The sequence below is a fragment of the Lysinibacillus sp. FN11 genome, assembly GCF_024628845.1.
Classification (GTDB): Bacteria; Bacillota; Bacilli; order Bacillales_A; family Planococcaceae; genus Lysinibacillus; species Lysinibacillus capsici.
On record NZ_CP102383.1, the window covers coordinates 1271917 to 1287389 of the forward strand.

The window sequence follows — 15473 nt, forward strand, 5'->3', positions numbered from 1 at the left end:
AGAAATTCTCTCCAGCATGCTTTTTTTCTGCCCTAAACTTATTATGTCAAATCAGCAACATAGTTTAAGGCAATTTAACAATTATTACAGTTTAGTAAAAAGGGTTTGTTTGTGTGTAGAGCGGGTAATTACCTAGTAAGCCATACAACATAGGAGGAATTGAACATGATGAATGAACAAAATCCAAAAATTGAGGTGGCCCATACAAGGGATGAAATGCTTCACATTTTAGAGAATATGCGAATGGAAGGTTATCACCAAGACGATATTCATATTATTGCGAGAGATCCCCAACAGTTTGAGGATGTAAAATGGGATGCCGATGTGCAAACGCATGAGGCTGGAAATTGGGTAGACCAATTTAAATCTTGGTTTACAGGCGACTCAGCCGTTACAGAGGGTTTAAAACGATTTAATCTGTCAGAGGGACAAATCGCTTACTATGCGCATCTTGTAGAACAAGGAAGTATTGTCTTATACGCAGAACATGAGGATGATGTTGATACACTCCAAACATATCCAGAGACTGCTGAAGAGCAAGAGGAGCGTTTAAGAAATCAACAGCGTATGGCAGAGGCAGAGCAATATAGAAGATTTTTATAATGAGTCAAACTAGCGAGATATGACTATTTCTCAATCGTTTGAATATAGACAAAGTCGATTCTTTCGACTTTGTCTATTATTTTTTCTAGCGTTTCTTGAAAAGAAGGGCAGTTTTTTAAATGCCATCTTTATATTTAGAAATGTTATTCTTCGCATTTAGTATTGAAAGAATAGGATCACTTGTTTTCTTTTTAAAAGGTTGCGAAAACAGGTCTTGTAATTTAGTAGATTCCCCAATGTCAGGACTTTGTTTAGTTTCCATGAGGAGAACCCTTTGTCCTGTTGGTTTGACAAGGTATTGACGTACATAGCCATTTTCGTGTCTGACCTCAATTTTCGATTTGCTCTTTTTTTCGTCTTCCACTTCACGGTCATCCACATGTCTCATTAAATCCAGTAAGTTTTGTGTTTGAATCGGTTGATTGTCCTTGGTTGGTAAATAATGTGTTGTATGTAAGGTTTGAATTTGCATGTATGAATCTCCTTTATTTTCGTTCTGTAAAAATTATACTATTTTACAAGTAATCGTGCTATAAATTCAATACATAGTAAAAGGAAGCTTGAGAAATAACTCTCAGCTTCCTTTTTTATTCAAATACACTATCTTATTGTATGACTTTTTCCTGTGCATCCTTTTTCATAAAACGTAATACATGGAAATGCTCTAATTGTGCTACTAAATTCCCTATAAGAATGAAGCTGCCACCAATCATTAATTTCATTGTTATGCCTTCTCCGATAAACATCATGGCAAACATAGCGGCAAAAATTGGTTCTAAGGAGAATATAAGACCTGTATGTGTAGCAGAAGTATACTGTTGTGCAACAGTTTGACCCACAAAGCAAAACGCACTACAGATGATGCCAAGCCCTAAAATTGCAATCCAGGATATTGCTGAATTTGGCATTGTCGGTGTTTCGAATAGAAAGGTTAACACAAGTGCATAAATACCAGCAAAGCCAAGCTGATAAATTCCGTATGAAATGGACTCTACATTTCGTGTGAATGAGCTATTTAAAAGTAAATAAATTGAATAACATAACGCAGCAATTGCTACTAATAAATCACCTTTATGGAATGTGAATGAGCCGTGTGCTGTTAAAACGGTAATACCAATCATGGTACAAATGATCGCAAAGCTAACTGCTCGAGAAGGTAATTTTTTTCAATAAAGCTGCTAAAAATCGGCACTAACACGACCGTTAGGCTCAAGATGAAGCCAGCATTTGAAACAGAAGTAGATTGTAAACCAAATAAACTTAACGCGAACACAATGAATAATAAAAATCCTTGAATAGCCGCATATTTTAATGTTTTACCATTTACTTTGATCATCCGTTTGTAAAAAATAAGTCCTGCTACGAAAAATGCGATGATACAACGTAATGCCACCACATTATAAACTGCCAACGTTTCTAGCCCCATGACCATAAAGGTATAAGAGAGCCCCCAAAACATTGTGACAATAACCATCAATACATTTGCTTTTCCTTGGATACTCATTATGTTCACCTACCATCTGTGTACTAAAACAGTTTTATACTAAAAATTACTATATATCTTGTGTTGTGATTAGTAAAACGAATGTTTATAATGAATAGGATTAAAAAAATTCATGTATATAGAGGGATTGCGGATGAGCTTAGTGAAATATGAGATTTTAACAAAGGTGGCAGAGGTGGCAAGCTTTACAAAAGCAGCTGATGCGCTAGGGTTAACACAATCTGCTGTGAGTCATGCCGTGTCGAGTTTAGAAAAAGAGTTTGGCTTTGCGCTCATTCATCGAAGTCGTGTGGGTGTGACATTAACGAGTGAGGGACAAACAATGCTAAGGGCAATGCGTCAGGTTTTGGATGCTCAAGAATTATTGCAACAGGAAGCAGCTCACATTCATGGCGTGACACGAGGTAAGGTTCGAATTGGTGTGATATCGAGTATTTCTTCCAATTGGATGCCAGAGATTGTTCGAATTATGGATAATCAATTTCCAGGGATACAGGTGGAGTTACGAGAGGGAGATTACTATGAAATTGAACAATGGCTTTTAAGTGGTGAAGTAGAAGCAGGATTTTTGAATGGTCAAAAGTCAGAGCAATATCAGTTCACTGAGCTCCAACAAGACCCATTATTATGTATTGTTTCGGATAAAAGTCCATTGTTTGATAAGACAGAAATTGATATCGTAGATTTAGAGGATATGCCATTTATTATGACTTCCTATAAAGGGACAAATGATGTCAAGGTGCTATTAGAGCAATATCATGTTAAGCCGAATATCCGCTTTGAGCTTTCCGAGGAGGTAGGGATTCTTTCCATGATTTCCCATCATTTAGGGATCAGTATTTTACCTCAGTTGGTTATTCAAAATTTACCGCCAACATTGAGAGCGATTCCATTAAAGCAAGGTGGCTACCGAACAATTGGTATTGCCATGAAACACCATGCTTCGCCCGTCACAAAGAAATTTGCAGAGATATTAAGTGCTTGGCTAAAAGAACAAAACAGCTCCCTAAAATAGTGGCTATTGAAGCCTATCCTTACATTACGTTAAAATAGTATTTGTATATATTTCAGAAAATAGGTGAGTGTATGTTGACATTACAGGGCAAAACCGTACTCATTACAAGTGGGGGAACACTTGAAAAATGGGATCGTGTACGAGGTCATACGAATTTATCAAAAGGCACAATGGGGTGTTATTTAGCAGAGGCGGCGCTGGCTGCTGGCGCTAACGTAGTATACATGCATGGTTACTTTGCACAGCTCCCAGAAAACCAAAATGATATGACATTGATTCAATTTGAAGGCATAGAGGATTTAGGACAAAAGGTGCGTCATGCAGTTCAACAACAACATGTCGATATCGTCATTATGGCGGCTGCGGGCTCTGATTGGGTCATTGACAAAGTATATGATCAATCAGGTAATTTAATGGAGGAAACGGGGAAAATGCCTTCTGACGAACCACCTATTATTCATTTTAAAAAAGCACCAAAAGTATTAGGTCAAATTAAGGGATGGCAACCGAATGTAACGTTAGTAGGCTTTAAGCTCGAAGCAACGAATGATGAGGAATTCTTGTTAGCTCGTGCCAGACTGCGTATGGAAACAGCCAATGCACAATTTATGGTAGCAAATAGCTCTCAGTCTTTATATGGGGGGATGAACCTCATTGGATTGTACCTGCTGATGGACAGCCTCTTAAAGTAATGGGCAAGCAAAAAACAGCAGAAGCTTTAATGATGTATTTACAAAATCAATAAATATGAACTGTGTAGAGAAATATTTCTACGCAGTTTTTTCTTGTCTAAAAGGTTAGCATCCTATAATATTTACTTAACGGTCGGTAAAAAAGGAGGGTAATAATGGGAAATAAAGAACAAACTTTTCAAAAGATTATAGAAATTGCTTATGGGATGTTTGCGGAAAATGGATTTGAAAAAACAAGCTTAGCAATGATTGCTACAGAGGTCGGTATTTCAAAACCAGCCATTTACTATTATTTTCAATCAAAAGATCAATTAATCGCTTTCATATTTGATGAATTGTATAAAGAAATTCAACATGATGTCGCTGTGGAGTATAAAGAGCTTTCTTCTGCTAATTTTAAGGAGGAATTACTTAAGCTAGGCTATAAATCTATTGAGGCACAGGACAAGGACCCTTATTTTAATAAAATATTTAATCAATATGTACTATTAGCGGCCCGCGATGAAAACTATAAAAGACAATTAGTAGAGCTAGAAACAAGCTTTTTAACGAGCTTTGTTGCTATCCTACGATATGGCGTACAGCTAGGCGTGCTAGAGGATACTCCCCATATAGAAGCGAAGGCACAGATGCTAGCCCTCGTCTATGATAATATCGGTAATTTCATGTTAACAGGCAACCAATTGAACTATAGGGCTATTTGGAAGGAGGCAGTGAATAGCGTTATCCAAGGGGGCAAAGATGACAAAAAGAAATGATGATCGGCGCATTGAAGGTCTTGATTTTGCAAGAGCTCTCGCCATGCTTGGCATGTTCATTGTCAATTTTGGCGTCATAACAGGTTCTACAACGAATGGTTCAACATGGTTAATGGCCTTCCAACATCTTTTCGAGGGACGTGCTTCGGCCGTATTTGTCATGCTAGCAGGAATAGGGACAGCCTTAATGACTCGTCAGGCTAGAGAGAGTAAGGACCCAATCCTTCTTCGTCAAAATCGACTTACTTTGTGGAAGAGGGCGCTTTTGTTATTTACGATAGGGATTATATTATATGCAATCGGCTGGACAGGAGATATCTTACATTATTATGGCGTGTATATGTTTGTTGCTGCTTGTTTGATTGCCCAATCCAAGAAAATGATGATCTTCATAATTGGTGCCATCCTTATCCTTTCACAATGGCTTCAAATTCAATTTAGTTACCTTGCTGGTTGGCATCCAACATATGTGCTACTAGAGTATCTTGATTTTTGGACACCAGCTGGATTTATAAGAAATTTGATGTTTAATGGCTATCATCCACTATTCCCCTGGATTTGCTTCTTTCTGATAGGGATGGTAATGGGCACATTAGATTTAACAAATCATACATTAAGAAAAAACTTACTGGTGATAGGCTTATTGCTAGTCATCGTGACTGAGACTTGTTCAACGTTATTCATTAAGATGACAACCATTCATTTATTAGATGTAGAGAGTGCATTGTATTTATTTGATACAGGACCGATTCCACCGAATATGATGTATGTCCTCTCTAATTCGGCTTCGGCTATTGTTATCATTGTTGGCTCCATCTATCTTGTAGAGACATGTAAAAATAAAGTTATACAATCTTTCATATTAACTGGACAAATGTCTTTAACGCATTATGTTGGCCATGTTGTTATAGGCATTGGAATACTAATTATTTGCCAAAAGCTGGAGAACCAAACACTTGCTTTTTCCATGCTGTATGCCTGCTGTTATTTTTTAGGATGTGTCGTGGTTTCTGTATGGTGGAGGACTAAACATCATCGAGGCCCACTTGAATTCATGATGAGGAAATGGAGCTTGTAATAAATTAATGGATTGCCATCTATTTCTCACTGACTAGGCATAAAATACTTTAGGTATAGGGAGTCTTTTAATCTAAACGACATATTGCATAGTATTCAACTAGGTTTTCTAATATTTTGTATTGACATTCCTATAGCAGAATTATAGAATTATTTTCAAGAAACGCAGTACTCTTATCAAGAGAGGTGGAGGGACTTGGCCCAATGAAGCCTCGGCAACCGGACAACAGGTGCCAAATCCAACAGATGGTGTCTGAGAGATAGGAGGGGCTATCAATCAGTTTGATGCGTTGGCCTCTTTATGAACAATAAGGATAAAAAAGAAGGGGTGTATCGTATGGCTCAGTCAGTAAAAGTAGATGATAAGAAACTAGAGGCAATTGCGAAGGCGATTCAAAATCTTGAATTTGGTGAAGTGCATATTACGATTCAAGATGGTGTGATTGTGCAAATTAATAGGCTTGAAAAGCAGAGATTTCCGCAGAAAAAATAACAATGATTTCAGTAGAACTTATGTCAAACGGCCACCTATAAGCATGAAGGATTTCCTGTGCTTACAAGTGGCCTTTTTTTGTGTAAAGGCTAGCTATAAAAGCTTTTTGGTATGGGACCGATATGGCGGCGATGATACAGCAAAGGCTCTTTTTGAGCATTTGTAGTGTCTACGACCTGCCCAATAAAAATGGTATGGTCGCCAGCATCGATTTGCTGAAATGTTTTACATTGTAAATTAGCTGCGGTATCATGTAAAATCGGTAGTCCTAAAGAGGAAGTTGACCATGATGCTTGTGCAAAGCGATCAGGGATTTTACTAGCAAATAGTGTACATAAATGCTCTTGATCACTCGCTAAAATATTGACCGCAAAATTTGGCGCAGTCGTGAAATAGGGATGGAGCTGAGATTTTTTATCGAGTGACCACAAAATAAGGAGCGGGTCGATTGAAACAGATGCAAAGGAATTGACGGTTAAGCCAATCGGTTTTGTGTCATGACATGTCGTGACAACTGTTACGCCTGTAGGATAATTACCTAATGCCAATTTAAAAGCAGCTACTAAATCTGTCATTCAAATCACCTCTTTATGAAATTAGTGAACGGAGTTTGTAGGTAAACGAAACTTTTTTTCATATCCTACTAGTAACTCCTTTTCTTGAGTAAATTTTAAACTAATCAAACATACAGGTAAAGGTAATGGGGAAAGAAAGGGGAATGGCCATGACTTTATATTTTGATCATCTGGTTCATCAAGTGGAGTCACCAGAAAATATAAAGGTTTTCTTCAATAAACGAAATGTCCATACAGTGAATGGTGGGCAGCACACGATGTGGGGGACTTATAATACGTTAAGCTACTTTGGCTTAAGCTACATTGAACAAATTGCTATCTATGATCGTGATTTATTTGAGCAAGCGGCACAATACCCATATTCCCTACATTATACGTTTAAACGTGATCAAGAGCGCCAGGGATTTTCTCGAATTGCTCTGCGCACAAAAAATATTGACGAAGAGGGTCGACGCTTGCGAGCATTGGGCTATGAAGTATATGGACCAGATGCATGTAGCAGAACAAGACCAGATGGCACGGTGGTAGAATGGAAGCTACTGCATTTTGGTAAGCCAGATCTGCCAATTGATTTTCCATTTTTAATTGAATGGGCGGAGGAAAATGAAGAGCGTTTGGTTCAATTAAAGGCAAGTGGTGCCATTGATGTAAAACAGGCTATCACGATGGAATCCGTCCAATTCTACGTCAAGGACATGCAGGCAACAGTAAAACTGTGGCAAGAGGTGTTACAGCTACCAGTGCCTACGCAGTATGAGCAGTATATGTCACTACAGCTACCGAATATGCGTTTAGATTTCTATGAGGAAGAGAGTGCGATGGCAATGACACTTGGCCATGTCAAAGAGGGACCATTTGGTGTGACATTAAAGGATCCTAAACGAACAAAGGAAACATTAGTTTGTCCTGGTGCTTTTTATTGGATAAATCGATAATGAGAAAAAGGCTGGAACATAAGCTAAATAATCTCTAAATTAACAAAACATGACAACTAGAAAAACCGAACTATTCCAAAACACTTCGTGAGCATTTCAGTGGATAGTTCGGTATTTTTGTTGGCTGAAACACTTTTGACCCAGCCACTTTACATAGTGTTGAAAACAAAAATATCCATAGAATTTCTAATGCAGGCTACTTGCTTTCCTGTGGGCGAGCCGCTTCCTCCGCTATCGCTACAATCCACTCACTTTTTAGCAAAGGTGTTCACTACTCATTTTATCGAGAGGTGCTGTCACCCATCACTTTTCTAAAAGGTCTTTTTCTAGTGACATGATCTTTATTCAACAATGGAAAAATCCACTTCATCAGAGAAGTGGATTTTCGTTGCCAATAATTATTCAATTGTCATTTTTTTCGGCGTTTCTGTACCTGTATACCAATCAAATTCAATTTCAAATGAATGCTTGTCGCCCTTTTTTGTATAGGAGTAGTCGATTTTGAGCTGTTCACTTGGGCTGACAACTGTTGGCTCTGTGCCTTGAACAAAAGTGAATTCACCATTTTCTTTAAGCTTTTTTGCAATCGTTTCCAGTGTTGTTGCAAATTCTGCTACACTTTGTCGTTCTTTATGCTTCAAAATAACTTCAGTCATTGCATCGAAATCCCTCCTTACGTATTGTTACTTCTATTATAGCATGGAGGGGGCATTCAGCTTAAAACAACACAAAAAGCGGATGAAGAAAACGATGCACTTCCTAATCCGCTGCTAATCTGGAACTACACGGATAGCCCCATTATGCTTATAGTTTTACAACATTTGATGCTTGGGGTCCACGATTGCCTTCCACAACATCAAATGAAACCTTTTGACCTTCTTCAAGTGTACGGAAGCCTTCCTCCTGGATGCCCGTAAAATGAACAAATACATCTTCGCCATCATCACATTCAATAAAGCCATAACCTTTTTCATTATTGAACCACTTTACGATCCCCTGTTGCATAAGCATTCGCCTCCAATGCGCTTGAATGTAAAATAAAGTTAAATAAATGGTGCTCTCATTGTGAAAATGTGAAAAAATTGCATTTTCTCTTAGAACATACAGGAATTGAGCAAAGATGTCAATTGATTGACGAAATGCTTGTATATCTGGCTTTCTTTTTTTTCACAATTAAGACTATAATGGAAATGAACAACATAGAAAGTAGGATGCCAAATGACAACGAAAAATCAACCATTATCAGATTTAGAAATCGCTAGTCAAGCAGTGATCAAACCTATTACGGAAATTGCCAATGCTGCGGGTATTCCAGAGGATGCTCTTGAGCAGTATGGACGCTACAAAGCAAAGATTGACCCATTAAAAATTACTGCTCAGGGCGAGGATGCAAAGGTAGTATTAGTATCAGCTATTAGTCCAACCCCTGCTGGTGAAGGAAAGTCGACTGTGACTGTTGGACTGGCAGATGCCCTTCATCAATTAGATAAGAAGGTGATGGTCGCATTACGTGAACCATCATTAGGTCCAGTCATGGGCGTAAAAGGTGGCGCAACTGGCGGAGGTTACGCACAAGTTATACCAATGGAGGATATTAATTTACATTTCACTGGCGACCTTCATGCGATTACAACAGCTAACAATGCTTTATCCGCATTTATTGATAATCATATCCACCAAGGAAATACACTCAACATTGATCCACGACGCATTATTTGGAAGCGTGTCATGGACTTAAATGATCGTGCCCTTCGTAAGGTAGTGGTGGGATTAGGTGGTCCTGTTCAAGGCATGCCGCGTGAGGATGGCTTTGATATTACGGTTGCCTCTGAAATTATGGCGGTATTCTGTTTAGCAACAAGCATTGAGGATTTACGTGAGCGCATCGCTAGTATCGTGATTGGCTATACTTTCGAGCGTGAGCCTGTCTTTGTGCGTGATTTACAGGTAGAGGGTGCCTTAACACTTTTATTAAAAGATGCCTTCAAGCCAAACTTAGTTCAAACATTAGAGGGAACACCTGCTATTATTCATGGTGGTCCATTTGCGAATATTGCCCACGGCTGTAATTCCATTATGGCGACTCAAACCGCTCGTAAGCTAGCTGATATTGTGGTGACAGAAGCGGGCTTCGGCTCTGATTTAGGTGCTGAAAAATTCATGAACATTAAAGCTCGTAAGGGAGGCTTTAAACCAAGCGCAGTTGTCATTGTAGCGACAATTCGTGCCCTAAAAATGCATGGTGGTGTTCCAAAAACATCACTTGTCGGTGAAAATGTGGAAGCACTTCTACAAGGGATTGAGAACTTAGCTAAACATGTAGATACAGTTCGTACATTTGGCGTTGAACCAATTATTGCCTTGAATCGTTTTATCACGGACACAGAGGCTGAGCTAGAAGCCGTTCTGCACTGGTGTCAAGAAAATCATGTTCGCATTGCCCGTACAAATGTCTGGGAAGAGGGCGGTAAAGGTGGTCTAGCCTTAGCTGAGCAAGTACTAGCTGTGCTAGAGGAAGAAAACAACTTCTCTCCTTTATATGATGTAACAGAGTCGATTGAAGAAAAGGTGCGTACGATTGTGCAAAAGGTATATGGCGGGAAAGATGTACAATTTACAGACCAAGCCAAAAAACAAATTGCCCAAATCGAAAAATTCGGCTGGGACTCTCTTCCAATTTGTATGGCGAAAACCCAGTATTCTTTATCAGACCAACCAAGTTTACTTGGTCGTCCAGAAGACTTTACCATCACAATTCGCGAAGTTATTCCAAAGCTTGGTGCAGGCTTCTTAGTTTGTCTAACTGGCGATATTATGACAATGCCAGGACTTCCAAAAGCACCAGCTGCTCTACGCATGAATGTCGATAATGAAGGACATGCGGTAGGATTGTTCTAAACGATATTAAAGCTGCCTAACTAAATGGGCAGCTTTTTTTGATAATTTTGGTAAACATCGTTCGCAAAATCATCAACTGTCTACAACTCAAATATGGTATAAAAGTAAAATTTAGGATGATTACTTTATCTACCCCTTGAGTAAAAATTCGAAAATATTAATTTTTTTAAGATTCTAGTGAAAACTAGGATCTTTTTTGTGTTGCAAAAAAATCATGAGAACTTTCCTTATATAAATGTGTTTGGTATTTTTTATCAATATTTATCTGATATTGGAAAGATAGAGCGGATTTTTACAACGAAGGATAATTGTCAAATGAATTTTTATTTAAAAAATACATTGAATTTTCTTTTTATTTTAAATATAATTTATTTAATTCTAATTCGGAACACTGTACCGATAATAGGAACACGGAGGGATGAAGTCTTGAAAATCGCAACAGATATTGGCGGTACTTTTACTGACCTAGTTTTTACAGATGAAAAAGGAAATCTTCATTTTGATAAGGGACATACGACACCTGGTCACTTTGAGGATGGCATATTAAATGTATTAGGGCGACATGTAACGGAAGATTCTTTAATTGAATCATTTATTCATGGATCGACGGTTATCATCAATACATTAACGGAAAGAAAGGGGGGCGTAGTTGGGTTAATTACAACAAAGGGTTTCCGTGATGTTATAGAAATTGCTCGTGGAAATCGACCAGACTTATATAACTTTAAATATAAAAAGCCAGAACCATTTGTAGAGCGTTATTTACGTCAAGAAATTGATGAGCGAATCGACTTTAAAGGAAATATTATGAAAGCGCTTAATACCGAGGAAGTTGACGAGATCGTTCATCAATTTAAGGAATTGGGTGTTGAGGCAATTGCCATTTCCCTCATACACGGCTATAAAAATCCAATTCATGAACAACAGTTAAAAGAAGCCATTTTAAAAATTTGGCCGGAAGTATATATCACACTTTCAAGTGAAACGATTAAAGAATACCGTGAGTATGAAAGAACAAACACAACAGTCCTCAATTCTTATGTGAAGCCAATTGCACATGCCTACTTAAAAAGCCTAAAAGAGAAATTAAGCACAATTGGCATTACAGACCATTTAAAAATTATGCAATCGAATGGCGGGACTACAAGCTTTGATAAAGCAATGGAGCTGCCGATTAATCTTGTAGAATCTGGTCCTGTAGCAGGTATGTTTGGAGCTGCAAAATTAGGTCAACTTCTCAAAGAATCCAATATTATCGCTTTTGATGTTGGTGGGACGACAGCAAAATGTTCGCTTATTACAGATGGCAAAGTCAATGTCACAACAGATTACTATATTGAAAGAAATGAAAAATTTGCGGGCTATCCAATTAAAACACCAGTAGTAGATATTGTGGAAATCGGAAATGGTGGTGGCTCCATCGCACGTGTAGATCAGTTTGGCTCATTAAAGGTTGGACCAGATTCTGCTGGGGCAAATCCAGGGCCTGTAGCATATGGCTTAGGGAATACACAGCCAACAATTACAGATGCCAATGTTTATTTAGGAAGATTATCCTTAGAAAACTTTGATAACCCAGTATCCATTGACAAAGTGGAGGAGGCTCTTGTTGAAGCAATTGCGAAACCATTTAATGTGTCAGCAGAAGAAGCAGCACAAGGTATTTTAGATATTGCAAACTCCAATATGTTAAATGCACTGAAGCTGATCTCTATTCGTAAAGGCTATGACCCTGAAGACTTTACAATGGTAGCATTTGGCGGTGGTGGTCCTCTACATGCGATTAATTTAGCAGAAGAACTTGGTATGAAAAAAGTCATTATTCCTTATGGCTCATCCGTCTTCTCAGCATTAGGAATGATGATGACCGAATATCGACAAGATTACATTCAAACAAGTTTAATGAACTTTGACAAAGACCATCTTGCGGCTATCCAAGAAAATATTGATCAAGTGATTGCCACTGCCTATGCAGATGCACCATTATCAAAGGATCATTATTATTTTGAAATTAATTATGATTTACGCTACAAAGGTCAAGAGCATGCCGTTAAATTAAATGCATCAACTATTACGCTTGATGAAGAGGGGCTACTTGCATTAGCTGAAGCCTTCCATATCAAACATAAACAAGAGTTTTCTTTTGATTTACCAGCTACACCAATTGAGTTAGTCAACTTACATCTTACAATCTACGGGAAAGATGAGGCGGTTCAATTTAAAGAGCTAGACTTCTCTCATATCGACAATTCCACATGTATAAAGGCACAACGCAATTTATATGTGAAGGGAACAGGATGGGTAGAGGTCAATGTCTTTGACCAACAAAAATTAGTACCTGGCTATGTCATTACAGGTCCTGCAATTGTGGAAAATCCAACATCTACGGTCGTAATCAATAACAAGCAATCGATTGAAATTGATCAATACGGCAACTTGATTGTAGAGATGGAGGGGAAATAAAACATGAAAAAAGATGTTTTTGCAGTAGAAATTATTCAAGATTCATTGCTAGCTATAGGCGATGAGATGTTTGTTGCCCTAGCACGCTCTTCTATGAGCCCAGTTATCTATGAGGTATTAGACTATGCTTGTGGTTTAACAGATGCCAAGGGTAATTTAATTAGTCAAGGAAACGGTGTAACGAGTTTTATTGGGATGTTAAGTCCAATGGTACAGCGTGTAATTGAAAAGTTTGATAATGGGAAAAAACTACACGAAGGTGATGTCATTATTATCAATGACCCTTATGTTGGAGGCGGCTCACATTTATCGGATGTGGGCTTAGTTCTCCCTATTTTCTACAACGGTGAAATTATTGCGTACTCTGCCAATAAAGCACACTGGACAGAGGTAGGGGGCATGGACCCGGGTTCGTTTACAAGTAATTCTAATGAAATCTATCAGGAAGGTTTACAGCTACCAGGTGTCAAACTTTATCATCAAGGTGAGTTGAACGATGCAGTCTATGAAATTATTTCTACGAATGTTCGTTTACCAGAGCTTTCAATCGGTGATATGTTTGCACAAGTAGCCGCCTTAAAAACAGGTGAAAAACGAATCGCAGAGCTTTGTCAGAAGTTTGGTGCGGAATCGGTGAAATTGTCCATTCAAAAATTATTGGACAAGGGTGAGAAAATTGTAGAGTATGAGCTTCAACACCTACCTAAAGGTGAATTTTATGCGGAGGACTTTATTGAAGGGGACCCATTAAAGGGTGGACCTTATCCAATAAAAGTGAAAGTCACAATTAGTGATGAGGCGTTTATTTGTGACTTCAGAGGCTCACATCCTGCAGTCAATGTGCCAATGAACTGTTCTCAGTTTGGTTTAATGGCAAGTGTGCGCGTTATGTTCCTAGCATTACTTGGCGATATTGACGTAATTAACGAAGGTGTTTTTAAACGCTTAACGATTATCACAGATGACAATTCGATTGTTTCCGCTAAACGTCCACATCCTGTGTCTATGAACTTTGAGGCACGTATTGGGGCAGCTGATCTCATTTGGAAAGCTCTTGCGCCGCATTTACCAGAACGCTTATCGGCAGGGCATTTACAATCTGTTTGTACGTTTATTCTCACTGGAAAAAATCCTGATAATGATGAGTCATTCCTAATTGTAGAGCCATCTGTTGGTGGCTGGGGAGCAGCGAATGATGAGGATGGGCAAAGCGGGCAATACTGTATGGGAGATGGTGAAACATATAATCTTCCAGTTGAAATTGCAGAAACAAAATACGGTATTCAAATTGATGAATATAGCTTAAATTGTGACGGTGCTGGTGCTGGTCAATTTAGAGGTGGCTTAGGTGTTCGTCGCGTTTATACAGTCAATCATGATGGTCAAAAGGTTTCTGTGAACTTAGGTAGACATCAATTCGCGCCATTCGGCTTAAATGGTGGTGGAGAAGGCTCTCACAACTATTTAATCATTCATAAAAAGGATGGAACGAAAATTGGACCAGTGGGCGTACTTGCCAATTATGAATTGCAAAAAGGCGACCGTATTGAGCTTGTGACAGCAACGGGCGGTGGTTATGGTCCTCCACATGAAAGAAGCTCAGAGGCCATTATACGTGATTTATTAAATGAATATATTTCTGTAGATGTAGCGAAAGAGCGATACGGTTATCAAAACGTTTAAAGGGAGAAATAGATGACTGTCAAGACATTAAAAAACTCATTGGATATACTAGAATGCTTTGCAACGAAAGAAAATGCATTAGGTGTTCGTGAAATTTCACGCATGATGAAACTGCCGACAAGTGTCGTGCAAAGAACCATTAATACATTTACAGAAGCGGGTTATTTAATACAGGATGAACACACGAAAAAATATAAATTAGGTTATAAAATGTACCTTTTTTATGATGTGTTATCGAATTCAAAAGACCCTCACTCGACCATTTATGAATTGATGCAAAATCTTGCCAGTGAAATCAATGAATCAGTATTTCTTACTTATATGGACAATGAATACGGTGTCACAACGAAAATAGCCGAAAGTAATAAAAATGTAAAGTATGCGGTGTCTTTAGGAACAAAGACACCCCTTTACATCGGTGCTTCCTGTAAGGTCATGTTTGCTTATTTAGAGGAGGACAGACAGCTGGAGTTAATGGCCTTCTTTCATGAGGAACAATCGAAGGAAGAGCAGGTTTCTTTCCTAGCGTCATTAAAGGAAGAGCTGCAACAAATTCGCCAAAACAACTGGTGTGTTACCGTCGGGGAGTATAATGAACATGCATTTGGCATCAGTGTACCGTTATTTAACTATAAAAAGGAAATCACTGCATCTCTTACAATTTCTGGGTTAGTATATGATTTAGATGATCAAAGGGAGAAAAATATGCTTGAACAGTTAGTGAAAGTAGCTCAGCAAATTCAATCACACATTTCAAAATTATAACAACAATAGGGG

General features: G+C 38.4%; 16 protein-coding genes, 1 pseudogene and 1 riboswitch. Of the genes and pseudogenes, 11 read left to right on the top strand and 6 right to left on the bottom strand.

Features of this window, described 5'->3' with window-relative positions; all coding sequences use genetic code 11:
- Positions 1 to 165 precede the first annotated feature (165 nt).
- Complete coding sequence (locus NP781_RS06555; RefSeq protein ID WP_048390084.1) at positions 166 to 603, top strand: general stress protein; 438 nt, start codon at positions 166 to 168, stop codon at positions 601 to 603.
- Between the two features lie 115 nt (positions 604 to 718).
- Here the strand turns inward: NP781_RS06555 and NP781_RS06560 are convergent, their stop codons facing one another.
- The 3 genes from NP781_RS06560 to NP781_RS06570 form a co-directional block, all read right to left on the bottom strand.
- Positions 719 to 1075 carry a hypothetical protein gene (locus NP781_RS06560; protein WP_257521789.1) on the bottom strand — a complete coding sequence of 119 codons (357 nt, stop codon included), beginning with the start codon at positions 1073 to 1075 and terminating at the stop codon, positions 719 to 721.
- A gap of 133 nt (positions 1076 to 1208) precedes the next feature.
- Positions 1209 to 1724 carry a DMT family transporter gene (locus NP781_RS06565; RefSeq protein WP_257521790.1) on the bottom strand — a complete coding sequence of 172 codons (516 nt, stop codon included), beginning with the start codon at positions 1722 to 1724 and terminating at the stop codon, positions 1209 to 1211.
- Positions 1721 to 2107 (bottom strand): EamA family transporter, encoded by a 387-nt coding sequence (locus NP781_RS06570; protein ID WP_257521791.1) that lies wholly within the window; start codon positions 2105 to 2107, stop codon positions 1721 to 1723. Before NP781_RS06570 ends, NP781_RS06565 begins: the two co-directional genes overlap by 4 nt.
- Before the next feature lie 133 nt (positions 2108 to 2240).
- On the opposite strand from NP781_RS06570, the gene NP781_RS06575 reads away from it, so the two are divergent.
- The 5 genes and pseudogenes from NP781_RS06575 to NP781_RS06595 all read left to right on the top strand — a co-directional run bounded on the left by NP781_RS06575 (position 2241) and on the right by NP781_RS06595 (position 6142).
- Positions 2241 to 3122, top strand: a complete 882-nt coding sequence (locus NP781_RS06575; protein ID WP_048390089.1) for a LysR family transcriptional regulator — start codon at positions 2241 to 2243, stop codon at positions 3120 to 3122.
- Positions 3123 to 3193: 71 nt separating this feature from the next.
- Positions 3194 to 3867 (top strand): annotated as a pseudogene (locus tag NP781_RS06580) (phosphopantothenoylcysteine decarboxylase).
- 102 nt (positions 3868 to 3969) lie between these two features.
- A complete protein-coding gene (locus NP781_RS06585; RefSeq protein ID WP_131519769.1) occupies positions 3970 to 4572 on the top strand; it encodes a TetR/AcrR family transcriptional regulator in 603 nt (200 codons plus the stop codon).
- Positions 4556 to 5650, top strand: a complete 1095-nt coding sequence (locus tag NP781_RS06590) for a DUF418 domain-containing protein (RefSeq protein WP_131519770.1) — start codon at positions 4556 to 4558, stop codon at positions 5648 to 5650. Before NP781_RS06585 ends, NP781_RS06590 begins: the two co-directional genes overlap by 17 nt.
- A 170-nt stretch (positions 5651 to 5820) precedes the next feature.
- Positions 5821 to 5916: riboswitch (SAM riboswitch) on the top strand.
- Between the two features lie 70 nt (positions 5917 to 5986).
- Positions 5987 to 6142, top strand: coding sequence for a YezD family protein (locus NP781_RS06595; RefSeq protein WP_004269393.1), 156 nt, complete (start codon positions 5987 to 5989; stop codon positions 6140 to 6142).
- A gap of 89 nt (positions 6143 to 6231) precedes the next feature.
- On the opposite strand, the gene NP781_RS06600 is transcribed toward NP781_RS06595, so the two are convergent.
- Positions 6232 to 6717: a flavin reductase family protein gene (locus tag NP781_RS06600; RefSeq protein ID WP_257521792.1), complete on the bottom strand. Its 486-nt coding sequence runs from the start codon at positions 6715 to 6717 to the stop codon at positions 6232 to 6234.
- Between the two features lie 149 nt (positions 6718 to 6866).
- Here NP781_RS06600 and NP781_RS06605 point away from each other — a divergent pair, with 149 nt between their 5' ends.
- On the top strand, positions 6867 to 7652 hold the full coding sequence (locus NP781_RS06605) for a VOC family protein (protein ID WP_221680739.1): 786 nt from the start codon (positions 6867 to 6869) through the stop codon (positions 7650 to 7652).
- Positions 7653 to 8050: 398 nt separating this feature from the next.
- Here the strand turns inward: NP781_RS06605 and NP781_RS06610 are convergent, their stop codons facing one another.
- Both NP781_RS06610 and NP781_RS06615 read right to left on the bottom strand, forming a co-directional pair.
- Positions 8051 to 8308, bottom strand: a complete 258-nt coding sequence (locus NP781_RS06610; protein ID WP_257521793.1) for an amphi-Trp domain-containing protein — start codon at positions 8306 to 8308, stop codon at positions 8051 to 8053.
- A gap of 148 nt (positions 8309 to 8456) precedes the next feature.
- Positions 8457 to 8657 carry a cold-shock protein gene (locus NP781_RS06615; RefSeq protein WP_004269397.1) on the bottom strand — a complete coding sequence of 67 codons (201 nt, stop codon included), beginning with the start codon at positions 8655 to 8657 and terminating at the stop codon, positions 8457 to 8459.
- Positions 8658 to 8870: 213 nt separating this feature from the next.
- Between NP781_RS06615 and NP781_RS06620 the strand changes: the two genes are divergently transcribed.
- The 4 genes from NP781_RS06620 (at position 8871) to NP781_RS06635 (ending at position 15461) form a co-directional block, all read left to right on the top strand.
- Positions 8871 to 10550: a formate--tetrahydrofolate ligase gene (locus tag NP781_RS06620; RefSeq protein ID WP_257521794.1), complete on the top strand. Its 1680-nt coding sequence runs from the start codon at positions 8871 to 8873 to the stop codon at positions 10548 to 10550.
- A gap of 426 nt (positions 10551 to 10976) precedes the next feature.
- The gene (locus NP781_RS06625; RefSeq protein ID WP_257521795.1) at positions 10977 to 13013 is read left to right on the top strand and encodes a hydantoinase/oxoprolinase family protein; all 2037 of its coding nucleotides are present in this window, start codon (positions 10977 to 10979) and stop codon (positions 13011 to 13013) included.
- Positions 13014 to 13016: 3 nt separating this feature from the next.
- Complete coding sequence (locus NP781_RS06630; RefSeq protein WP_257521796.1) at positions 13017 to 14696, top strand: hydantoinase B/oxoprolinase family protein; 1680 nt, start codon at positions 13017 to 13019, stop codon at positions 14694 to 14696.
- A 12-nt stretch (positions 14697 to 14708) separates the two neighbouring features.
- The gene (locus NP781_RS06635; protein ID WP_257521797.1) at positions 14709 to 15461 is read left to right on the top strand and encodes an IclR family transcriptional regulator; all 753 of its coding nucleotides are present in this window, start codon (positions 14709 to 14711) and stop codon (positions 15459 to 15461) included.
- Positions 15462 to 15473 lie beyond the last annotated feature (12 nt).